Genomic DNA, 21,949 nt, shown 5'->3' with positions numbered 1-21,949 from the left:
GTTGGTGAGGACACAGACCGAGGCGTTATCTCGAATCGTAAAGACATCCCATACCAATGATTTTTCTATTCTATTTCCGTCCAGCTTCAGCCGATTGGACATAGGCTATTACTTGTTTGTTACTGTTTCGGTCTATGAGGACCAGACCGAGGCGTTAAAATTTTTTCACTGCACATACACCCTTTATTGCCGTCAGCCTTCAGCCGACGGGATACAGTAAATAAAAAGCCTGTTCATCACAGGCCATTTGTTTTAATACATCAAAAATATAGTAGGTTTTTTATGAAGATCAATTTCTTCTTTGCGCCAATTGTAAACGCTTTGAGTTTTGATAAATTCGTCTTCAGCAGTGAGGTTGCTGGCCACGCAAATCTGCGTGTTGGGTTTACAACTTTTTAACACCTCTTCAAAAAGCTGATTGTTACGAAAAGGCGTTTCGATAAAAATTTGTGTTTGTTTATAGCGACTTGCTGATAAATCTAAGTCTTTAATCCGTTTGGTGCGCTGTTCTTTATCTATGGGTAAATATCCCCAAAAAGCAAAACTTTGTCCATTAAAGCCTGAAGCCATTAAAGCCAACAAGATCGAACTTGGGCCAACCAAAGGAACTACCTTAATGCCACATTTGTGTGCTTCAGCAACGATTTCTGCACCTGGATCTGCAATGCCCGGGCAACCTGCTTCACTCATCAGGCCAACGTCTTTTCCTTCCTTTAGTTCGTTAAAAAATTGTCCTAAATCTGTGCGGTTATGTTTGCCATAATCGTGTACAATAAGGTCTTTTTGTGGTGTTTTTAATCCGGCCTCTTTTAAAAAGCGACGGGCTGTTTTGCTATTCTCCACAATGTAAGTGTCAATCTGATTGATGGTATCAACCAAATAAGGAGTAAAAGTTTTGTGTGAAACCTCTTCTGCCAGAGGAACAGGAATAAGATATAAGGTGCCGTTTTGCATGTTGCAAAAATAGGCACAATAAACAGAATTTTAGTTTTAAAGTTTTGTGTTAATGCGATATAATCTATTTTCTAAACAGTGGTGTAGCAAATATTATTTCTGGCTGACTTGTTTTCTGCACAATTAACCGTCGCTTAAAACGTTAAATATTAGTTAAATATGCCTTCAGAGGCAATATCAGGGCAAAAAGCGAAAAACTATGCAAGCATATTAAACCTTGATGAATTTTGGTTCTCTAATTGATACACACAGGTTAGGTTATTAAATAAACACACAAATGAAAACACTGAAAAAATCGGCAATTGTGCTGGGGCTTTTTGGGCTCCTTGCCGGAACCACCACCTTAGTCAGGGCACAAGACTATCAAGACAATTACCAGGATGATGGTTATAGCACAGGGAATGTTTCTATGCAAACCTTTTATGATGAACTTTCTCCTTACGGTACCTGGATTCAAGATCCGCAATACGGTTATGTTTGGAGGCCTGATGTTGATCAAAACGAATTTCGCCCATATTATACCAATGGCCGATGGGCAATGACAGAATATGGAAATACCTGGGTTTCGAACTACGATTGGGGTTGGGCTCCGTTTCACTATGGGCGTTGGGTAATTAACAGCTACCGCCAGTGGATTTGGTTGCCAGATACAAACTGGGGACCAGCATGGGTGGACTGGAGAAGTGGCGATGGATACTATGGTTGGGCACCAATGGCACCAAGCATCAGCATTAATTTAAGCTTTGGAAGGCGTTATTCAGTTCCCGAGTTCTGCTGGAATTTTATTCCTCAGCGTAATATTTATATAAACACTTTTCCAAGGTACGATTATGGTCGTAACAATGTTTACATCCGCAATACTACGATCATCAATAATACTTACGTTTACAACAGAAGGTCTTATTATGGCGGTCCGAGGATTGATGATATCAGAAGGGCAACTAATCGTGATGTAACGGTTTACAGGTATGCGCAAAGTAACCGCCCAGGTGCAAGTAGAGTTGGTGGAAGAGAGGTTTCGATTTACAGACCAAGACCAGAGCGTAATGCCGATAACCGCAATGCAGCGCCAAGAAAATTTGAGCAGGGAAATGCAGGGATAAGCAGAGGTGGAAGAAATGAAGGTTACGCAAACCGTAATCAACCTGGTAGAGATAACAACGGCAATCGCAACGATAATGATCAAAGGGGAAATAATGATAACCGCTTTGGAAACAGAAACGATAACCGTGGTGGCCAACCGAATAGAGGAATTGAAGCTAACGCCGGTCGTGACAATAATCAACCAAATAATAGGGGTCAAGCTTACGATAGAAACGCAAATGGCCGTACGAGCAGAGGCAATTCAAATGGAATTGACCAACGTAACAATGATGGCAACGTAAATAGAGGTCAAGATCAGGAACGGACAAACCAAATGCGTCAGCAACGTAATCAGCAAGATCGCATGAGTCAAGATCAGCAACGTGCTCAAAATGAGACGAGAGGAAATATTGACCGCTCAGGAGATGCACAAAGACAACAACGTTCCGAGCAGGCAGCACAACAAAATGCACAACGCAACGAACAGATGCAGCAACAGCGCAGTCAGCAGGCGGAGCAACAAAGGGCTCAACGTGATCGGCAAATGCAACAACAACGTTCTCAGCAGGCAGAACAACAAAGAGCTCAACGTGATCAGCAGATGCAGCAGCAACGTTCTCAGCAGGCGGAGCAACAAAGAGCTCAACGCGATCAGCAGCAACGTTCTCAGCAGGCAGAACAGCAAAGAGCGCAACGTGATCAGCAAATGCAGCAGCAACGCAGTCAGCAGGCTGAGCAACAAAGGGCGCAACGCGATGCGCAACAGCAACAGCAAAGAGCTCAACAACAGCAACAAATGCAACAACGCCAGGAACAAAGAAGAACTGAATCGGCCCCTCAACAACAAAGAGGTGGTGGCGAAAGAAGTGGCGCTGAAGGCAGGCCATCAAGAGGTGGCAGAGGATAGATTAATCAAAAGTCCCGGTGAAAACCGGGACTTTTTTTGGGTAATTATTGCCCCGCAGCCTGGTGAAGCTGACTTAAATTTTTTCCAATATAGGTGCTTTTGGCGTTTGGATGAAGATTTTCAGGATCCAGCAAAAAAGTTTCGATACCGAGTTCCAACCCATATTTAATTTCCGATTCTGCATCATCGCCAATGATCAGGATATCCTCATTATTCAGCTTAAATTTTTCAATTAAATTCAGGAATGCCTGTTTTTTATTGCTAGCAGCTACATCAACAACTTGAACATCTTCGAAATCATCCGCAATTCCTAACATTTTCACCTTTGAATACTGTTGTTTAGGGAAACCGGCGGTAACGATAAACTTTCTGCCCTTTAAACTTTTTATATAATGATAATCATCACTCGGAATTAGTGCCTGAGTTACTTCTCTATTCGATAAATAATTAATTAAACGATCGGTTACCTCTTTTGGAAATTCGTATTTTTCGGCAACTTTTAAGAATGGTGTTCTTAGCATTTCCGCTTTTGCGGCCATAAATTGTTCGTCAGTGAGTTTTAAATCTTGCTGCTCAAGCAAATCATACAGTCCTTTCATCAAAACATCTTCATTCGGTTTGGTAAAGTAAATTGTGTTATCTAAATCGATAAAAAATACTTGTTTCATTGTGGTTTGGTTTTTGCAAGGTAAAAAAAGTTAAAACACCTTAAGGGTTAATATGTTTAATAACTAAATAACGAAAACCATGAAAAAAGAGACAAAAATTATAGTGGGCGTTTTAGCCGGAGCAGCATTAGGTGCAACAATTGCATTAGCATTATCATCAGATTCATCTAGTGATTTAAAAGGTAAGGTTTCAGATTTTTTTGCTGATCTTTTAGATGCTTCAAAAGATAAGTTAGCTGGATTAGCAGATAAGGCATCAGGTTTAGCAGACAAAGCCTCTGGGGTAGCAGAGAGAGTTAAAGATAAAATCTCAGAAGTTCACGCTTAAAGAAATTGAAAATGCCGGAAATATCCGGCATTTTTATGCTACATTAATTCTAACCATCTAATGAAGATTGCCTTTCATGGTGCTGCCCGTACAGTTACGGGAAGTAAGCACCTTATTACCCTAAAAAATAACACTCAGATATTACTAGATTGTGGACTGTTTCAGGGAATGGGTCGTGTTACCGATAAACTAAATGACTATTTTGGTTTCGATCCCAAGAAAATTACTTATCTCATTTTATCTCATGCCCACATTGATCATTGCGGTTTGTTGCCTAAACTGGTAGCCGATGGCTTTAGCGGAAAAATCTTCTGTACGCCCGCCACAATGGATCTTTCTCGCATCTTAATGATGGACTCAGCGAAGATCCAGATGCAGGACGCTGATTTTTCGAATAAGCATCGTCGTGAAGGTGAAGAAATGGAAGAGGCGCTCTACACAGAAGAAGATGTGACCCAGACTTTGAGTCAGATGAAAATTGTGGAATATGAGGAAGATTTCGAAATTGATGAACACATCCGTTTAAAACTTACTGATGCCGGACACATTTTGGGTAGCTCGGCGGTTCATTTAACTATTACCGAAGACGGAGATACCAAGAGGATTACCTTTTCTGGCGATGTTGGTCGCTATGGAGATTTACTTTTGAAAAGTCCTCAGCAATTCGATCAGGCTGATTACATTTTGATGGAATCTACCTATGGCGATTCGCTTCATAAAGACCTCGATCCGATTGAAGAAATGCTTTACGAAATTATTAATCACACCTGTATCTCAAAAAAAGGTAAAGCAATTATACCGGCATTTGCGGTTGGGAGAACGCAAGAGTTACTGTATGCATTAAACGGGTTGGAGTTAAAAGGAAAATTGCCAGATGTTCCATTTTATGTTGATAGTCCGCTATCCTCAAGGGCTACCGAAATTTTGCGTAACCACCCTGAGGTTTACAATAATGGTGTAAAACAAGTTTTAAAAGTTGACCACGACATTTTTGGATTTAAAGGCTTGCGTTTCATCGAAAGTGTAGAAGAATCAAAAAAACTGAACGATGATCCGCGTCCTTGTGTAATTATTTCTGCATCGGGCATGGCAGATGCTGGCCGGGTGAAACATCACATCAGAAACAATATCGGAAACCAGAAAAATACCATTTTAATGGTGGGTTATTGCGAACCGAATTCTCTGGGTGGGCAATTGGTTGCTGGTAAAAAAGTTGTGGAAATTTTCCGCGATGAATATGATGTGAAGGCGGAAGTGCAAGCAATAAAATCGATGAGTGCGCATGGCGATTACGAAGATTTATTGCAGTTTCTGTCTTGTCAAGACCCAGCGGACGTAAAGCAACTTTTTCTTGTGCATGGAGAATATGAAGTTCAGCAGCATTTCGCAACGCGATTAAAAGAACATGGATTTAAACATGTGGCTATTCCAGAATATCATCAGGAGTTTGAATTGGGGTAGTTTTTAGTAACCCGCCCATTTCGATCGAAAGGAGAAATCTTTGACCAGCGAATATGCTTCAAAGATTTCTCTCCCGAATATTACGGACTTTGATCCAGTCGAAAGGGCGGTGCCAATTGATTCTTATCCTCCAATTCCATCTTCCAATTTTCTATCTTTGCTTCCATGGATGTTTTTGGCAAAGCGCTTACTGATATTTACAAAACCGGCGAAGCCGATACACTTTGGTTGCACAATTCTTATGGTGAGCCTGAAGAAATGCCCTTAGAGTTTTTCTTCCGTGATGATGAAGATATGCCCGTTTTGGAACTTCAGGCCTTGCACCTTTGTCACGGGAAAGTTCTGGATGTCGGAGCAGGTGTCGGCAGTCACGCTTTGCTTTTGCAAGCCTTCAATATTGATGTAACCGCTATTGATGTTTCTGAAGCTGCGGTTAACATTATGAAAGACCGTGGAGTGAAAAAAGCTTTGCTGCAAGATGTCTTTACCTATCAGGAAAGGTTCGACACCATCTTAATGTTGATGAATGGCATTGGCTTAACCGGAACGTTGGCCGGTTTCAAAGATTTTTTAATCAAAATTAAAGATCTACTCCATCCAGGCGGACAGGTAATTTTCGATTCATCTGATATTTCTTATTTATATGAGGATTTGCGAAAGCCCCAAGATCAATATTACGGTGAAGTTTCTTATCAATATGAATACAAAGGAGAGAAGGGAAATTGGTTTAACTGGGTTTATGTAGATGAAGAAACCATTAAAGCCATCGCGAAAGAAACCGGCTGGAATTGTGAGATGATCTTTGACGATGGAGAAGACCAGTATTTGGTGAAGCTGACCTTGACATAAATTCGTCATTGCCTGCCTGCTGCAGGCAATGACGATCTGACTAAGTTTAAAAGCTAAAAAACGTTTGTCTTCCGCCTACTTTCTGCCCAAAATTTTGGATATTGTAAGTCAGCGTTACCATTCCATACCTACCTAAATTATTTGTTTGATAATCGATTACGCTATTCCCGGTAATCTCCACAGAGCGCCTCACATTACTTTGCAAAATATCATTCACCGCTAATTTCAATTGTAGCCTGTCATTTTTCATGAAGAGATAGGTTACTGCTGCATTCCACAGTTTAATGTTATTGTTGTATCCAGCAATTTGTTGTGTGTTAGCCGTTATTGCAAAACTGGTTTCAAAAACTACCTTTTTTGGGTATCGAATAATTAATTCTGAGGTTGCGTTCTGTGTGTTGTAGCTCAGGTCGGTATAGAAATCATCCTGATAGCGACTGCGATTTAAGTTAATGGAATAGCCTTGATTAAGTTCAACAATATCATTAAAATTTAATCGCACATTTCCATTTGGCCCAACATAAAAAACGTTTGCATCACTTCTAATATTATTAATGATGACAGGCGTATGATTGAAGTTTGCCCAAACACCCAAGCCTACTTTTAAAGTAGTTTTGTTGATTTTGAAATCCTTCGAACCATTTGCACCACCACTAAAGTTATAAATGCCACTCACGTTAATTGGCGTAATTGTTTGCACACCATTGCTAATTGTAGTGGTATTTACAATGCCGTTTTTGGTGAAATTTCCGTAACCATACAAATTATAATTAACTAACAACTTCGGATCGTATTTGTACAAGTTTAAAGTTAATCTTTGCGTTCTGGCTGGCAACAAATTAGGGTTACCATTTCTAATGTAAAGGGCATTGGTATTATCGGCTACAGGTTGCAAATAACTTACATTTGGCTCTGTAAACCGGGCATCATAATTCAACCTGAAAATTTTATACACCAGTTGAAACGAAGGCCAAATGAAATGATATCGCTGATCGATGTTGGCGCTATTGCTAAAGCGGTTATTTAATGAAATGTAGTTGTGTACAATTCCAGGTTGGATATTAAAATCTTTGGTTATTCGGCATTTCAAACTAATATTCGTATTCGTTTTAAAGCCAGCCTGCTCTACAGTTTGGCTTAAACTAGGGATCACAATATCGTACAGTTGGTTTGCAGGGTTTCTGTAAAATGTGCTCAACGCATTTTCGTTGTTTAAAATATTTCCGCTTAAATCAATTTTAAAGCTTAACTTTTTACTGATGGGTTCGCTATAATTGGCATAGATGTACGATCGAAAATTCTCTATCTGATTATTCCGCAGCTGATCTATTTCTGAAGTTGATGGGGTAATGAAGAAGTTGCTGATGCTGCGGTTATAATTTAAGGTTGGATTTGGGGTAGTCGAAATATCAAAACCGATATTGAATGATCTGCCCGCTTTCTTAAAATCTTTACTTAAATCGGCTACCAGCTGATATTTATTACTTGATGAATTTCGGTCGTTTATATTCTGCAAGTTATTAACCAGCTGACCAGCAGCATTTTTGTTTGTGGAGCGATTGGTGCTGATAGCGTTGTTCGAATTTAAAACGATAAAAGGCTCAATGGTAAGTTGTGTTAATGAATCGATTTGCCAATCTAATTTCCCTGCAATATTATGTTTAAGTGTCAATGCTCTTGTGTTTTCATTTGCATTGGTAATCAACCGATCATTGCCCAGCGTTTGGTTGGTATTGGTTAGTCGTTCCAGTAAATTATCATTACGGCCGAAAAAATATTGTGTATTTAGCTTAATGCCTTTTTTTGTGAGGGTGTTAAAGTTAAAGCCGCCGCCCGATGAGGTTTGTATACCGCTAAAGCTCCCACCAAAACTAATTCCATTAAACTCAAAATAGCCACCAGAACTCATCATCATCGAGTTGACACCACTTCGGTTAAAACCACCAATACGTTGAACATCATTTGGATTAAAGCCCGGCTGGTTGATGTTGTTTCCATAAGCCAAAATACTCACCTGTGTCGTATCGCGAAAAAAATTCATTAAACCCCCGGCTTGATAAAGCTCTTTGATGCCGCCACCAGCATACAACTTGCCGAAAGCCCCTTTTTTAATGGCTTTTTTCAATTTCAAATTGATGATTTGAGGAATTTCTGCCGCGGTTAAATCAGGGTCTCTTCTTTTGGCCTGCTTATCATCCACCACCTGAACCTTATCGATAATGTTAGCGGGTAAATTTTTAGTGGCGATTTGCTGGTCGCCTCCAAAAAATTCCTTTCCATCAACCAGAATTTTACTTACTGCTTTCCCATTAACCATAATCGATCCATCTTCGGCAATTTGTACACCCGGTAGTTTCTTCAATAAATCTTCCACTACAGCCGAAGGTAAGGTCTTAAATGATTCAGCATTAAATTCAATAGTGTCTTTTCTTACAATTACCGGCGGCCTTTCTGCCACAATATTAACTTCATTCAAATCATTTGACTGCGTTGATAGATAAAGTGTGCCCAGGTTAATATTTGGATTTTCAGCGGTGATGGATACTTCTTTTCGGTAGGTTCCATATTGCCACGCAGTAATAACTAAACGGTATTTGATGCCAATCTGTAAGTTGTTAATTTTAAAGGTTCCCTTGTCATCCGATAGCTTGTAGCTATTAAGAACGCTGTCACCAACTTTATAAACCGAAACTGTTGAATAATTTAAAGTGGTTTTGTGGTTGGCGCTATCGGCTAAAACACCAATAATACTTCCATTTTTTTGAGCAAAAAGATTTAAAAAGGCAAGGCAAAAAGCGATTGATAGTACTAGTTTCTTCATATATATATCGTAATAATGGAATTGCTAATTTATAGTTGCTTGAAGTTTGGTTTTTAAAAATGGGATGAGCAAGTGTAAAAATGGGACGAACAGGTTTGTTTAATGCAAGACGCCCACTATTCGAAAGTGTTGCAATAAAAACTGATTAACTAAATATTTAGTTAAATATAACTGTGTTCATGAGCATTTACAATTCCAATCGAAAAAATTACAATAACAGATGAAGATCTTATCTTTTAAATGGACAGGAGTTAGTTTCGACAAAAGAATTATATTAGGCAAAGCAAAATCCCCAAGAAATTAATCAAGAGGATTTAAAGCTGAAGTGAAAAATTTATTTCAAGTCGTTGTAATTAATGATTTTTACACCGGAGTTTTTTGCTAAAATTTCTTCCATCCAAACCCTATGCGCTGCTCCTACACCAACCACTACCCGCTTCGCATTTTTAGCTCTAGCCTGTTCGATCACGTTTTTGCACATACCTTCGTTTCTGTTTGTCCATTGTGCCACCATGTCCTTTAAAGTTTCGGTTGGGAAACCTGCATAGCCATAAAATTTGCGACCGCCATAAAAGTTCCATGCTTCAATTAATTCTCCGTATTTGGCTGTAGCCATTCCTGCATATTCATCAGCAGAAAACTTCTTTTCTTCTTCATTACTGTAAACCCAATATTTGTCTATCGCAGTCATTGTTCTTCCTTCTGGTGATAATGAATCTGCTTTAGCTTTTTGAGCCATTACTTTATAGGCAGAAGCCATTTTACTCCAAGCTTCACCCCAAGGTTTATCATAAGTTTGGCAATCCATATTATAAATTTGATTCTGACCGAGTTGATAAATCAACGGAAAATATATTTTGCTGTACTCGCTTCCTGGTCTAATGATCCCAAGTTTTTTTAGGGAATCCAGGCTTCCAAACATTTTAGAATAGGTTGCTTGCTCTTGCTTTCCAAATCTAGTCTTCATTTGATTTTCTAGTACAAACATCTGATAATCGAAATTACCCCTGTCCCAATTTTTAGCATATTCAACAGCTAAATCCATTCTTGTTTTGTGGTAGTACGGAAAAGAGGTTAACGCTTTTTGTCTTTTCTTAATTGAAGCAGCGCTATTTTTCAATGGTTCTGGATTCAATCTGGTAATGTAGTTGACCTTTTTTGCAAACCCTTGTTTAGCCCAATGGTCATCACTTAGCGTAGCATAATCTGTTGCTGGCAGATACTCTCCGAAAACCATGTCCGGTTTAAAGTTTTTAAGCTTGTCAATTATTGCCTGAAAATTTTGTGTCGATTTTGAGTTATCGTGAGAAGAGGCCACGATTACAATTTCTATTTGATTTTGGGCCTTGCTATTAACAGATATGCCGAATAATAGTAGCAATGCGAAGCTGAAGTTTAGGATGGTTTTCATAATGAATCTCTTTTTTTTGTTGATTCAAATATGAGGAGAACAACTCTGCCCCGCTATTTAATTATCCCAACGACTTTAAATTTTATCCCAATAGGGTTTAAAGCTTAATCAACAATTCGTCAGTACATGGATGGCGTTGATATAAAATTTGAGGTAATTCATCCCAGAATTGAAGCTATTTCATTAACTTTTTATGGAAGCTGACCAGCAATTTGAAAAGATCATTATACTCATTTAATGGTAAAGTATCTGCTTGATCAAACACATCGTGATAGGCAGAAGGCCCACCCTGAGTATAAATAAAAAACGCAGGAACCCCTTTTTCGGAGAAAAAATAATGATCACTATTTGCAGCTTTGCCTCTTGAATTTATTTTTGAGATATATCGATGCTGATCATTGATTTCCTTTAATAAGGAAAATGCTTTTGGATAAACAGACGCATTAACCACTGTCATACCAGCTTCGCCTGTGCCCACTAAATCGAGATTAATGAGGAATTTAATTTTATTCAGCGGCAGAAGTGGATTTTCGGTATAGTATCTTGAGCCCAATAAGCCTGCCTCTTCGGCTGCGAAACAAATAAAACCAATGGAGTAAGGCTGAGGATTTGAAGCATAATATTTCGCCAAACTTAAAAGTGTAGCAACACCGGCAGCGTTATCATTTGCGCCAGGGAAATATGTGTCTTTGCCCATGCCACCCAAATGATCGTAATGGGCGGTAATCATTAAAATAGAATCAGGGTATTTGGTACCCTTAACTAAACCGCAAATATTAGAAGCCTGGAAGTTGGTAAAAAATTTGTTTTCAATATCAACATTTATTCGCTCCGGAGTAGCAGTTAAAGCTTTTTTGTTGATTTGAATTTGTGTCGTCTCACCAACTTCAGTAGCCACCGACCAGGTGAGTTTATCTTTTAACGAAACTTTTAATATTGGGCTTGCCTGAAAATTTAAACTATCAATTTGCTTTAAGGCTGCTTTTAGCTTAACAGTAGGGCTTTCGTTATTGATGATGAAATCTTTCCCTGGAATTAGCTTTTTCCCATCAACTTCTACCATCATTTTTCCAGGAAAAGTGTTAACCGGGAAATTAAAATCCTGTTTGTAACCTGTTCCGAAGGGAATTAAACCCAGCTCCTTATATTCTTCAGCAATGAAATCTGCAGCCTTTTTCATTCCGTCTTTTGTGTAACCTCGGCCCCAAAATTCTTTTGCAGTAAGTTTATTTACCATTTTTCTGGTGTAGGCAGAATCTTGAGCAGGACAAGCAGAAGAATAAAATAAGGCGACTACAAGCAACAAGTTTTTCATGCTTGTAATTTACCAATGTTGATGCAAGTTTTTCCTATCGATTGTTAAATCACAGAAATTTTTCGCTATTTATTTATAAAGTACCCAAGAGAAGATGCTATAAAATCATTGCTGCAATTCCGCTACTTTAGGTTTTTCTAATGTTTTAATTATGGCATAAGCCAGAGGCAGTATTAGCGTGATAATGATTTCCTGACGCTGAAAATTTAATTGGAATAATAAGATCGAAAGTGCACATAATGTCCAGATTACACCAGATGCCAGGAAAAAGTGTTTTGAAAAGTTGATAAGCTTCATTTTATAAGGCGATTAATTTTATAAGCTAATATAATCACAGAAACTTAATTTGCAATCAAAAAAAAGGTCGGTTGATTTGCAACCGACCTTAGAGATGATCTAGCTAAATTTACTTAGCTAAAAAGGGTTGCAAAGCTGTTTTTATTTTCTCCTTATTTTGGCTGGCAGTCCATTTTTCTTTAATGGATTGATCGCCTAAAGTAAACAATGTTTCGTAAAGCAATTTGCCATTTACATTGGTTTGAACTTTAAAATTTGTATTTGAAGTTTTGGCTAAATCTGCCCAAACGTCGCGAACATCTGCCCAATAAGTTTTCTGGCTATCCCACCATTTTTGCGCATAGGCAAATTTAGCCGGATCTATTTTCGTAAATTCCTCATAACCCTTTTCAATAGCAATGAGTTTATCACCCTGTGGTGTTCTAATAATTTTTTTGTTGTCTTGCTCAAACATCCAACCCTCTTTTGTAATGGTAATTCTACTACCGCGGTTTAAAACATTGTAATCTTTACGTACGGTAGATTCTCTTCTAGGAAGTGGAGAATCGGTTTCACTCTGCCACGCATCGCGGCCAGCAATATGGCTCCAGGTTCCGTAACCCTGGTAGCGTGGACTATCATCAACCTGATAGACTTTTTGCGTCCATTTTCCCTTAACCTCAGCAGCATTTAAGGTAACCTTCTTCCATGCATTATCTTGAGTATAAAGCATAATTTCCGGGTCTTCGTAAGTCCAATCCTGGCGCCAATGTTTAATTACGGTCGAATCGTTAATCGCCAACATGTGCTGAATGACGATCTTTTTAGGCTCATCAACAATTACTTCAGCCCATTCATTTCCATGGCTTCTGTAGGGTTTACTAAAAGTATAATTTGGATCAGGTGAGGTCACTTCCCCATAATTGAAGTTAACTTTATAAAATCCGGCCAATGATTTGATGGCTTTTCTATCTTGCTCCAATTTGTCTTGAGCATTAGCGCTAAACGTAAAAAATACGGTTATTGCCAGAAGGAGGTTTAAAATTTTCATAGTTTAAGTTGTTATCGTTTACTGAGCTGCGGTGGCAGATTTTTTCTTTTTCTTATTTCTTCCAATCCAGATGAGAACACCTGTAATTGGCATAATTGCTGCAATTAAGCTTGCAAAAAACGCGATGATTTTTCCAAGTAATCCCGCTATTGAACCTACGTGGATGTCGTAATTCATCCGCATGATTTTATCGGCAACAGTTGCGTTTTTTAACTTTCCGAAAACATGCTGTACTTCGATTTCCTTCAAGGTGTGCTGATCAAAATAACTGTAGTCAGCTTTCCAATAGGTATCCGGATCAGGATTTTTTGCGATTTCGATAGATGCTTTTTCGTTTTCGGGAACATGCACATCAAGACTTCCGCTAAATTTTGGATCGGCATCCAGATAAGATTTCCAGAGTTGATCAGCCGCTGAAGCATTTAGCTGCAGCTTCGCATTACGGCTGGTATCAGAATAGGTTTCTTCGAACTGATTGAGGGTTTTACCGCCCGAACTTACAAAGTAAACGGTTTTGGCAAACCATTGGAAGCCCATCACCATCCCCGAAAGTGCAATAAAAATGATAATCCAGGTAATGTAGAAGCCCAACACGTTATGAAAGTCATAATTAACTCGACGCCATTTCGCGTTCCATTTGATGGTAAAACGTTGTTTTGAAGCCGCTTTGTTTTTCGGCCACCACAATATCAAACCAGAAAACAATAAAACTACAAACATTAAGGTAGCTGTAGTGAGTACCGGCTGGCCGATTTCAGGTGGCAGCCATAAATAATAATGCCCCATGATCACGATTCTGAAAAAATCATCGTTCATGTTTTTAACTTTAATTACTTCGCCCGTGTACTGGTTTACGAAAACGATATAATAGTATTCAGGATCAAAATTATAGTAAACAACTTGTGCACTTTTGCCAGGTTGGTAAGTAATGCTATGGGCATGCTTGTTTGGCAGGGCTTGATCTGCAATCTTTTTTAATGCGGTAGGCGGAAGTAAGGGTTTGTTTTGAACCGCCAGATTGCGATAGGGTTGGGTAACATTTTCAATTTCTCTTTCAAAGGCCAAAATGCAGCCTGTAATTCCAAGGAAACAAACAAACAGCCCGGAAATTAATCCGAGCCACAAGTGTATTCTTCCCACCCAATATTTAAAGGTTTTATTTTTTTTCTTTTCAGACATGTATGCTGATTAAAATTTATAGGCTACGCTAACTCTGAAATTTCTTGGTGCTTCGGCTTGCCATGAATAAGCTGGCTGATTATAATCTGGCGCATTCCAGTAGCCCGTGTAGTAGGAACCGCTGTATAAATATTTGTCAAGAATGTTAAAAACATTGGCGTTGATTTTCAACTTCCTGTTTCCCCAGAATAAACCTCCATCCAATTTGAAATAATCAGGTAGGTTTTGCTCAGGATTGGTAGGGCTAAAATTCGCCGTAGCCCGATCGGCCAGATAGGTAAAACCTCCGGATATCCCGAAACCTTTTAATGCTCCATTTTGTAAAGTATAGGTTAACCAGGCGTTAGCGGTATGTTTTGCAAAACCCGGTACCACTTGTCCAACAAAAAGAACATCCGTTACGGCGCCTTCGGCTACCTCGGTTACTTTACCATCGGTATAAGCATAATTCGCAATCAGGTTTAATCCTTTTGTTATCTCTCCACGAACATCAAACTCGATACCCTGTGCTTGCTTTTCGCCAACTACAATACTAAAATTTTCTCCTGCCTGGTTAAACGGATCGGCAGCCAGTTCATTCTGTTTGGTAATTCTGTATGCAGATAGCGTAGTATTCCAACGGCCATCAAGCCAATCTTTTTTAATCCCAATTTCTTTGTTGTTTCCAGTGATTGGTTTTGGTGTAGATCCATCACGCAACAAACCAGATTGTGGCGTAAAAGCCTCATCATAAACGGCATAAATAGAAGTATTTTTATCAACCGAAACACTTAAACCTACTCTGGGCGTAACATGTTTGGCTTTATCTGGCGCAGCACCCCAGGCCGATTGACTTACATAAGTATAACGGCCAGCAAGTGTTAACCGAATTCTGTTTTCCCAAAAACCCAACTCATCCTGAACGTACCCGCTTAAATATTTTTGATCAATTAAACCTCCGCCAGCTATTGCTCTTTCCTCAAGACTGGTGTTTCTGTCGAAATCCGGATATCCATTTGATGGAAATCCATAATTAGGATTTGCCAGACTGAATGGCGAACCTGGAAGGTCTAAATCATGTGACTGACCGAAATCTGCCATGTATCCCTTTTTACCTCCATCGAAGCCTGCAAGAATTCTATGAACGATACCTCCGGTTTTCACTGTTCCGTTTACAAATACCTGAGCCAGTTTCATTGAGCTTGATGCATCCCAGATTCCTACATTTCTAATCAATGTTCCGTTAGGATAAACGGCTGATGGCCAGGAGCTAGAGCCCGTTTGTAAGTATTTATAATAGGCAGCCTGTGCTGTTAATTTCCAATTCTGACCTAATTGTTGCTGTAGGTTTAAGGTTAAGCTATGATCATTAATGCGGGTGGGCTGTACGCCGGGTTGCGTGAGGGTAAAATCTCTTGGCAAGGTTGCATAGCCAGTGGTATTAAATAAATAGTATGAACCAACTTCAGTCATTTTTGCGTTTTGCAAAGTATATTCTGCTGTTATTTTCGTGCTAGGTGTAATTTGATAGCTTAAAACGGGGGCAAAACTGAAGCGGTTGTTTTCTTCGTATGGCCTAAATGAACCTTTGCTTTGTGCAGCCGCATTTAACCTGAATAAAAATTTACCATCCGAAGTGAGTTTGTGGTCTAAATCAACAGTTGTTCTGAATAAATCGTAGCTCCCAGCTGTAAACGAAACTTCACCCTGATTTAAACCCGTAGGCTTTTTAGTCACCACATTATACAATCCACTCGGATCTCCGTTGCCCAGCATAAAACCAGCAGGACCTTTAACAAACTCAATGTGATCAACAAAGCTCATGTCTTCAGTTAATGGGCCCCAGTAGGAAGAAACAATATTAAATCCATTACGCATGGCTTGAATTTGAGAGCCTCGCATGGTAATGTTAGTGTATAAATCTCCCCAATGCTCTAAACGAACAGCGCCACTTACATTCCTTAATACCCCATCACTCATGCTAATCAGCTGCTGATCTTTTATAGCTTGATTACTCACCACCTGGATGTTTTGAGGGGCTTCCAGCAAAGGCTCATTCAGCCTTAAAGTAGCGGAGGGCAAACTTATTTTGTATTTTTTATTGATGCCAGCAACGGTTACCTCTTCCAGGGCCTGATCATTTTCTTGCAAAGAAAAATCAACTGAAACAGTTTCTCCGGCTACAACATTCACTGTTTTTTGGGCAGAGGTAATGCCTATTGCGGAAGCTTTAATGGTGTAACTGCCCGCCTTCACACGGTTTATGGTATATTTTCCGCTTTCGTCGGTGATTGTTCCTTGTCCTTTACCTGTAAGTCCAACTGAGATATAGGCCGCAGGTTTACCATTTGAAGTGGTTACCAGACCTTTAATAGTGCCAAATTGTTGAGCGTAGGATGTTAGTGAGAGTGTAGTGAGTAAAAACGTTAAAACGAAAAGTTCAATTTTGCGCATCTTAAATTTATTTGGATTAATTCTAAACAGCCGCAAAATAACAGCACAAAAATTTATTTTCCAAATTATTTTGAACAATTCTAAATAAGGGTGGCGAGTTTTAACATTTAGTAGGCACTAGTTTTTTGATCTGAAGTAAGTTAACTGCTGCATCATACAAAAATAAAAAAGGACTGTCAGCTAGCCGACAATCCTTTGAACGATGGTTTTTTGGGTAAAAATCTTTACTTAATGGTTAATACGAATAAATTAAGTGAACGCTCAGTATCGTTTGCCGGACTTGCTAAACCGCCACAAATAATATCATAATGGTAGCCGGCCAGTAAAGTTGTATTTTCTGAGACAACTTTCGTTTTACCAGTTGCAGTTTCCTTTGCATCGAAAGTAAAGGTGCCTGGAGAAACTGCTATAAATCCACTTGCAGTTTTGTAAGTTTTATTACTGGTTAACATAGTGGTTTCGCCGGTTTTAGCGAGGTCGAGTGCTGGTGCATCAGGCGATAAATTAATGAAACGGACATAAGCTTTATCTGCCGATGGTAAACTTAAATCGTCAGTGATCAGCAACCCATCTAATGAACTTGGTTTGTTAATTAAATAAAAACTGTTGTAGGTGCTGGCAGTAAGCGAAAAACTTTTGGTTAGTACACTTTCGGCATTGTTTTCAGTTGTAAATTTTAAATTGCTGACACCAGCGGATAGCGGTCCGAAAGCAGTGGATCCACCATAGGGTAATGCTGCGGAACTTACTGATGCACTATTTAAAAAAGGATAGTAGGTGGCTAAAGTTGGTGCTGCGTTAACTACCCGAATATAACTCACGGAGCTGGCTGTTTCTTCTTTTTTGCAAGCACTAAATGTTGTTAAAATCAATAGAAAAATAACGGGAGCGAAGGCTAATGTTCTGAATGAGGATAGGGAAAATGTTTTCATCAATTTTTTAAGGTTTAAAGTTTTATAAACGATCACTATTTAAACGGCATCGAAAACCAATTCGCTACAGCCAATGCAAAGATTGAAGTTAATGGCTTCTGTGGTTGTTAAATGGTGTTAATGCTTGTTAAACTTTCCCTATAGATTTTAACAATGTTAATTTTTGTGAAATAATAGGGTTTGATATTAAATGCCTCGAAAACAAAAAATCGATGTGGTTGTTCATCTAAAGTTTATTTAACCATTTAATAATCTTAACATTAAATACTTATTGCGATTATAATTTCGTCTAACCATCAAATATTAAAACAATGATTAAAAACATCTCAAAATTTGCGCTAATCTCCTTAGGAACGATTGCGCTTTCGTCGTGTGGCGGTACTTCAAAAGATAAGGCTGCTGATGCAGACACAACCATCACCAAAAGCGAAACCATTATTAAGCATGGTGATAAAGCAGAAAACGGTCCTGAAACGATTGCTTATACCGTTTCGCCAGATACTGCGGTTTTAGGAAAGGCGAAAGAAGCGCTTGTTAAAGTTGTGGAGGCAAGTGCTGTTAATTTGCAAGATGCAGAAGGAAAATCGACCGGGGCAGAGCTTACTGTAAAGCTATTGGTGACTAACAAGAGTACCCTCGATGCCAAAAAGTATTTTTCAATTCCAGCATCTGATGCGAGATTACAACTTGACAATGGCACATCGATTCCGGGAAGTAAAGAAAGTGGAAGTACAGAACCAGATGCCGAAGCTTCAAGCGAAGCGGTATGGAAGTTTCAGGTGCCAGCAAATGCGAATCCATCGAAGCTCAATTTCTTCTTAGATGGAACAAGAGTTTCAGTAGGAATCATGAAAGAATAAAAATAAAATCCCGAATCTTCGGGATTTTTTGTTTGCACTGATTAGTAAAAAAATGTAAAAAAGTTAAAAAATATTGTGGAACTCAATTATTATTTAAACCTTTGCACCTCAATAGAGTTAAAGCCGTTTTAATACGCAAGAAATGATTAAACAATTTTTACATAAACTTTCTAGTTTCACAGCCCACCTGGTTGCTGGTGAAAGTTTATTTATTAATCGTTTTCAGCCCGTATTTTATTATCCCACAAGCCGGCAAAATTTCACTCCACGTATTTAGTACTCCACTAAACGTAACGAGGAATTGATCCTCTCTAAAAACCCAATTAACAAGAATACTTATAATTTTTCGTTAGAAAACGAATGGATATTAACGAATTTATAGTGCAGGTCGCACTTCCTGAACATCGTGTATTTGCAGAACAAATCGTAACCGAGATGGCCGAATCTGCTAAAGCACGTGGTACGGGCATTGCAAAACGTTCTCCTGATTACGTTGCCAATAAAATGCAAGAAGGCAAAGCTGTTATTGCGTTTCATAAAGATGGTACTTGGGCTGGCTTTTGCTATATCGAAACCTGGAGCCACGGTCAGTTTGTGGCCAACTCCGGCCTAATTGTATCTCCTGAATTTAGAAAAGCAGGTTTAGCACACGCCATTAAAGAGAAGGTTTTCGAATTATCGAGAGCTTTATACCCTAAAGCAAAGATTTTTGGCTTAACCACTGGTTTGGCTGTAATGAAGATTAATTCAGATTTGGGTTACGAACCAGTTACTTATTCTGAATTAACCCAGGATGAGGAATTTTGGAAAGGCTGCCAGAGCTGCGTCAATTTCGAAATCTTGAAAATGAAGGAACGTAAAAACTGCATGTGTACTGCCATGCTTTACGATCCGGCAACTCAAAAGCACGATGCTGCAAAGAAATTCGCCGAAGAATTACAGAAGAAACCCAAATTATATGAGCGTTTTATGCGCATCAAGCAACGTTTAGTTGTAAAACCGAAGCCTAAATCTGGCTTCAAAGTATTGATGTTTTTATTTACCCTGTTAACTAATAAGTAATGAAGAAAAAAGTAGTTTTAGCTTTTAGCGGAGGTTTAGATACCTCATTTTGTTGTATATATCTCGCTCAAGATCGCGACTTGGAAGTTCACTCGGTAATTGTAAATACTGGTGGTTTTTCTGATGAAGAATTACAAGAAATAGAGAAAAGAGCTTATGCTTTAGGCGTGAAATCTCATGCTGTGGTAGATGAAACGGAAAGTTATTATAACGATTGCATCAAATATTTAATCTTCGGAAACGTATTAAAAAATGCTACTTACCCACTTTCTGTAAGTGCGGAACGTGTGAGTCAGGCAACGGCAATTGCGAACTACGTTAAAAAAATCGGAGCTGATTATGTCGCTCATGGAAGTACCGGTGCCGGAAACGATCAGGTGCGTTTCGACATGATTTTTAATATCTTAATTCCAGAGGTTGAAATCATTACGCCAATCAGAGATTTGAAATTATCCCGCGAATCGGAAATAGAATACCTGGCTGAACATGGCGTTGAATACAGCGCAGCAAAAGCACAATATTCAATTAACAAAGGTTTATGGGGAACTTCAGTAGGTGGTAAAGAAACCTTAACCTCAAACGAAACTTTACCAGAAAGTGCTTGGCCAACGCAGGTGAGTGAAACAGAATCTCGCAGGATAGAATTAAGCTTTGAAAAAGGGGAGCTTGTTGCTATTGATGGCGAAACTTTGGATCCTGTTAGAGCGATTCAAAAATTACAAGCCATTGCGCAACCTTATGGTATTGGCAGAGATATCCATGTGGGTGATACGATTATCGGCATTAAAGGCCGTGTGGGTTTTGAAGCTGCAGCCCCTGTTTTAATCATTAAAGCACACCATACTTTAGAAAAACATACTTTAACCAAATGGCAGCTGAGCTGGAAAGAGCAGTTGTCTTCTTTTTACGGCAACTGGTTGCATGAAGGTCAGTTCCACGACCCAATTATGCGGAATATTGAGGCTTTCTTAGCAGATACGCAAAAAGTGGTGAGTGGGAAAGTGTTTGTAGAATTATTGCCATATCGTTTCCAGATAATCGGGATTGAATCGAACCATGATTTGATGAGCAACAAGTTTGGCAGCTACGGCGAAATGAACAATGCCTGGAGTGGCGAAGATGTTAAAGGTTTCTCTAAAATCTTCGGTAACCAGGTAATGATTTGGCACAAAGTAAATAATGAGGTAGAGGGCTAAAAGGTTGAAGGCGGAAGGTTCCCTCTCCTCTCGTCATTGCGAGGAGACACGAGGAAGCAATCTCCTTAATTTTGGCATCTTTACCCGAGCCGATCCGATAGCTATCGGATTTACATCGGTAGCTTGTCGAAGGATTAAAGTTATATAGACTATGAATAGTAAAATAAAAGCAGGAATAATTGGTGGTGCGGGATACACAGGTGGCGAAATGCTCCGTATCCTGGTCAATCATCCAAATGTTGAAATTGCTTTCGTAAATAGTACCAGCAATGCAGGGAATTTAATTTCTGATGTACATACTGACTTAATCGGCGATACGGATTTGAAATTTACAAGCGATATTCCTCAGGATATCGATGTACTTTTTCTTTGCGTTGGTCACGGTGATGCGAAAAAGTTCTTAGCAGCGAACCCGATTAACGATAACATTAAAATCATCGATTTATCTCAAGATTTTAGACTTTCAGCAAATGCTGGTTTTTCGACTCCAGACTCTGGACTTAAGACTAAAGACTTCATTTACGGTCTTCCAGAGTTAAATCGTGATAAAATTAAAACAGCTAAGAATATCGCTAATCCAGGTTGTTTTGCAACCTGTATCCAGTTAGGTCTATTGCCTTTGGCAGCCAAAAATTTAATCAAAAGCGAGGTTCACATCAACGCAACAACTGGTTCAACAGGTGCCGGACAAAGTTTATCAACTACTTCGCATTTTAGCTGGAGAAATAATAATCTTTCCATTTACAAGGCTTTTGAGCATCAACACTTAAATGAGATTGGAGAAAGTTTATTGCAATTGCAACCAATACTTTCTGAGGCTCTGAGTTTCATCCCACAGCGAGGCGCTTTTACCAGAGGGATTTTAGCCTCCATGTATTTAGAAAGTGATTTGACTTTAGAAGAAGCACAAAATATTTACGAAGAATATTATAGTGCTCATCCTTTTACTCACCTGAGTCTGAAAAACATCGATTTAAAGCAGGTTGTAAATACCAACAAAGCGCTGGTTCACGTAGAAAAACATGGAAATAAATTATTTATCATCAGCATTATTGATAACCTACTAAAAGGAGCCAGCGGACAAGCAGTTCAGAATATGAATTTAATGTTTGGCTTGGAAGAAACAGCGGGGCTGAGATTGAAGGCAGGAGGGTTCTAAGTGT

The 21,949-nt window shown here is 39.0% G+C and carries 17 protein-coding genes; 8 read left to right on the top strand and 9 right to left on the bottom strand.

All coding sequences use genetic code 11. The features are described from left to right. Positions 1 to 252: 252 nt before the first annotated feature. Positions 253 to 954 (bottom strand): SAM-dependent methyltransferase, encoded by a 702-nt coding sequence (locus OQZ33_RS13145; RefSeq protein WP_265799474.1) that lies wholly within the window; start codon positions 952 to 954, stop codon positions 253 to 255. A gap of 277 nt (positions 955 to 1,231) precedes the next feature. Here OQZ33_RS13145 and OQZ33_RS13140 point away from each other — a divergent pair, with 277 nt between their 5' ends. After that, positions 1,232 to 2,944, top strand: coding sequence for a DUF6600 domain-containing protein (locus tag OQZ33_RS13140; protein WP_265799473.1), 1,713 nt, complete (start codon positions 1,232 to 1,234; stop codon positions 2,942 to 2,944). Between the two features lie 44 nt (positions 2,945 to 2,988). Here the strand turns inward: OQZ33_RS13140 and OQZ33_RS13135 are convergent, their stop codons facing one another. After that, positions 2,989 to 3,612, bottom strand: a complete 624-nt coding sequence (locus OQZ33_RS13135) for an HAD family hydrolase (RefSeq protein WP_265799472.1) — start codon at positions 3,610 to 3,612, stop codon at positions 2,989 to 2,991. Between the two features lie 79 nt (positions 3,613 to 3,691). On the opposite strand from OQZ33_RS13135, the gene OQZ33_RS13130 reads away from it, so the two are divergent. From OQZ33_RS13130 to OQZ33_RS13120, 3 genes are all read left to right on the top strand, one after another. Continuing rightward, the gene (locus OQZ33_RS13130; RefSeq protein ID WP_056851094.1) at positions 3,692 to 3,940 is read left to right on the top strand and encodes a YtxH domain-containing protein; all 249 of its coding nucleotides are present in this window, start codon (positions 3,692 to 3,694) and stop codon (positions 3,938 to 3,940) included. A 60-nt stretch (positions 3,941 to 4,000) separates the two neighbouring features. Then, positions 4,001 to 5,401, top strand: a complete 1,401-nt coding sequence (locus OQZ33_RS13125; RefSeq protein ID WP_265799471.1) for an MBL fold metallo-hydrolase RNA specificity domain-containing protein — start codon at positions 4,001 to 4,003, stop codon at positions 5,399 to 5,401. 165 nt (positions 5,402 to 5,566) lie between these two features. Beyond that, positions 5,567 to 6,250 carry a class I SAM-dependent methyltransferase gene (locus tag OQZ33_RS13120; RefSeq protein ID WP_265799470.1) on the top strand — a complete coding sequence of 228 codons (684 nt, stop codon included), beginning with the start codon at positions 5,567 to 5,569 and terminating at the stop codon, positions 6,248 to 6,250. A 46-nt stretch (positions 6,251 to 6,296) separates the two neighbouring features. On the opposite strand, the gene OQZ33_RS13115 is transcribed toward OQZ33_RS13120, so the two are convergent. The 7 genes from OQZ33_RS13115 to OQZ33_RS13085 all read right to left on the bottom strand — a co-directional run bounded on the left by OQZ33_RS13115 (position 6,297) and on the right by OQZ33_RS13085 (position 17,668). Continuing rightward, complete coding sequence (locus OQZ33_RS13115; protein WP_265799469.1) at positions 6,297 to 9,071, bottom strand: outer membrane beta-barrel protein; 2,775 nt, start codon at positions 9,069 to 9,071, stop codon at positions 6,297 to 6,299. 334 nt (positions 9,072 to 9,405) lie between these two features. Then, positions 9,406 to 10,482 carry a DUF5694 domain-containing protein gene (locus OQZ33_RS13110; RefSeq protein WP_265799468.1) on the bottom strand — a complete coding sequence of 359 codons (1,077 nt, stop codon included), beginning with the start codon at positions 10,480 to 10,482 and terminating at the stop codon, positions 9,406 to 9,408. Positions 10,483 to 10,657: 175 nt separating this feature from the next. Further along, positions 10,658 to 11,797 (bottom strand): M28 family metallopeptidase, encoded by a 1,140-nt coding sequence (locus OQZ33_RS13105; RefSeq protein ID WP_265799467.1) that lies wholly within the window; start codon positions 11,795 to 11,797, stop codon positions 10,658 to 10,660. Between the two features lie 406 nt (positions 11,798 to 12,203). After that, positions 12,204 to 13,124, bottom strand: a complete 921-nt coding sequence (locus OQZ33_RS13100; RefSeq protein ID WP_265799466.1) for a DUF6607 family protein — start codon at positions 13,122 to 13,124, stop codon at positions 12,204 to 12,206. 18 nt (positions 13,125 to 13,142) lie between these two features. Then, positions 13,143 to 14,303, bottom strand: a complete 1,161-nt coding sequence (locus OQZ33_RS13095) for a PepSY-associated TM helix domain-containing protein (RefSeq protein ID WP_265799465.1) — start codon at positions 14,301 to 14,303, stop codon at positions 13,143 to 13,145. A 9-nt stretch (positions 14,304 to 14,312) separates the two neighbouring features. Next, positions 14,313 to 16,736 (bottom strand): TonB-dependent receptor, encoded by a 2,424-nt coding sequence (locus tag OQZ33_RS13090; protein WP_265799464.1) that lies wholly within the window; start codon positions 16,734 to 16,736, stop codon positions 14,313 to 14,315. Positions 16,737 to 16,960: 224 nt separating this feature from the next. Continuing rightward, entirely contained in the window at positions 16,961 to 17,668 is a 708-nt protein-coding gene (locus tag OQZ33_RS13085; protein WP_265799463.1) for a DUF4397 domain-containing protein, read from the bottom strand. 311 nt (positions 17,669 to 17,979) lie between these two features. Here OQZ33_RS13085 and OQZ33_RS13080 point away from each other — a divergent pair, with 311 nt between their 5' ends. The 4 genes from OQZ33_RS13080 to argC all read left to right on the top strand — a co-directional run bounded on the left by OQZ33_RS13080 (position 17,980) and on the right by argC (position 21,945). Next, positions 17,980 to 18,528 (top strand): hypothetical protein, encoded by a 549-nt coding sequence (locus tag OQZ33_RS13080; RefSeq protein ID WP_265799462.1) that lies wholly within the window; start codon positions 17,980 to 17,982, stop codon positions 18,526 to 18,528. Positions 18,529 to 18,888: 360 nt separating this feature from the next. After that, positions 18,889 to 19,590, top strand: a complete 702-nt coding sequence (locus OQZ33_RS13075; RefSeq protein ID WP_265799461.1) for a GNAT family N-acetyltransferase — start codon at positions 18,889 to 18,891, stop codon at positions 19,588 to 19,590. Then, positions 19,590 to 20,786 (top strand): argininosuccinate synthase, encoded by a 1,197-nt coding sequence (gene argG, locus OQZ33_RS13070; RefSeq protein WP_265799460.1) that lies wholly within the window; start codon positions 19,590 to 19,592, stop codon positions 20,784 to 20,786. The genes OQZ33_RS13075 and argG overlap by 1 nt, the downstream gene beginning before the upstream one ends. Before the next feature lie 151 nt (positions 20,787 to 20,937). Continuing rightward, on the top strand, positions 20,938 to 21,945 hold the full coding sequence (gene argC / locus OQZ33_RS13065) for an N-acetyl-gamma-glutamyl-phosphate reductase (RefSeq protein ID WP_265799459.1): 1,008 nt from the start codon (positions 20,938 to 20,940) through the stop codon (positions 21,943 to 21,945). The last annotated feature ends 4 nt before the right edge of the window (positions 21,946 to 21,949 follow it).

Origin of the sequence: Pedobacter sp. MC2016-05, assembly GCF_026239735.1 — a bacterium.
In the GTDB taxonomy this organism is placed as follows: domain Bacteria; phylum Bacteroidota; class Bacteroidia; order Sphingobacteriales; family Sphingobacteriaceae; genus Pedobacter.
Note: the sequence above shows the minus strand (reverse complement) of the source record. Positions and strands in the feature narration are given on the sequence as shown.

Coding starts and splice junctions, on each gene's coding strand:
- OQZ33_RS13140 (WP_265799473.1), top strand. CDS start 1,232: ATGAAAACACTGAAAAAATCGGCAATTGTGCTGGGGCTTTTTGGGCTC.
- OQZ33_RS13135 (WP_265799472.1), bottom strand. CDS start 3,612: ATGAAACAAGTATTTTTTATCGATTTAGATAACACAATTTACTTTACC.
- OQZ33_RS13125 (WP_265799471.1), top strand. CDS start 4,001: ATGAAGATTGCCTTTCATGGTGCTGCCCGTACAGTTACGGGAAGTAAG.
- OQZ33_RS13090 (WP_265799464.1), bottom strand. CDS start 16,736: ATGCGCAAAATTGAACTTTTCGTTTTAACGTTTTTACTCACTACACTC.
- OQZ33_RS13100 (WP_265799466.1), bottom strand. CDS start 13,124: ATGAAAATTTTAAACCTCCTTCTGGCAATAACCGTATTTTTTACGTTT.
- argC (WP_265799459.1), top strand. CDS start 20,938: ATGAATAGTAAAATAAAAGCAGGAATAATTGGTGGTGCGGGATACACA.
- OQZ33_RS13075 (WP_265799461.1), top strand. CDS start 18,889: ATGGATATTAACGAATTTATAGTGCAGGTCGCACTTCCTGAACATCGT.
- argG (WP_265799460.1), top strand. CDS start 19,590: ATGAAGAAAAAAGTAGTTTTAGCTTTTAGCGGAGGTTTAGATACCTCA.
- OQZ33_RS13080 (WP_265799462.1), top strand. CDS start 17,980: ATGATTAAAAACATCTCAAAATTTGCGCTAATCTCCTTAGGAACGATT.
- OQZ33_RS13115 (WP_265799469.1), bottom strand. CDS start 9,071: ATGAAGAAACTAGTACTATCAATCGCTTTTTGCCTTGCCTTTTTAAAT.
- OQZ33_RS13085 (WP_265799463.1), bottom strand. CDS start 17,668: ATGAAAACATTTTCCCTATCCTCATTCAGAACATTAGCCTTCGCTCCC.
- OQZ33_RS13130 (WP_056851094.1), top strand. CDS start 3,692: ATGAAAAAAGAGACAAAAATTATAGTGGGCGTTTTAGCCGGAGCAGCA.
- OQZ33_RS13095 (WP_265799465.1), bottom strand. CDS start 14,303: ATGTCTGAAAAGAAAAAAAATAAAACCTTTAAATATTGGGTGGGAAGA.
- OQZ33_RS13145 (WP_265799474.1), bottom strand. CDS start 954: ATGCAAAACGGCACCTTATATCTTATTCCTGTTCCTCTGGCAGAAGAG.
- OQZ33_RS13105 (WP_265799467.1), bottom strand. CDS start 11,797: ATGAAAAACTTGTTGCTTGTAGTCGCCTTATTTTATTCTTCTGCTTGT.
- OQZ33_RS13120 (WP_265799470.1), top strand. CDS start 5,567: ATGGATGTTTTTGGCAAAGCGCTTACTGATATTTACAAAACCGGCGAA.
- OQZ33_RS13110 (WP_265799468.1), bottom strand. CDS start 10,482: ATGAAAACCATCCTAAACTTCAGCTTCGCATTGCTACTATTATTCGGC.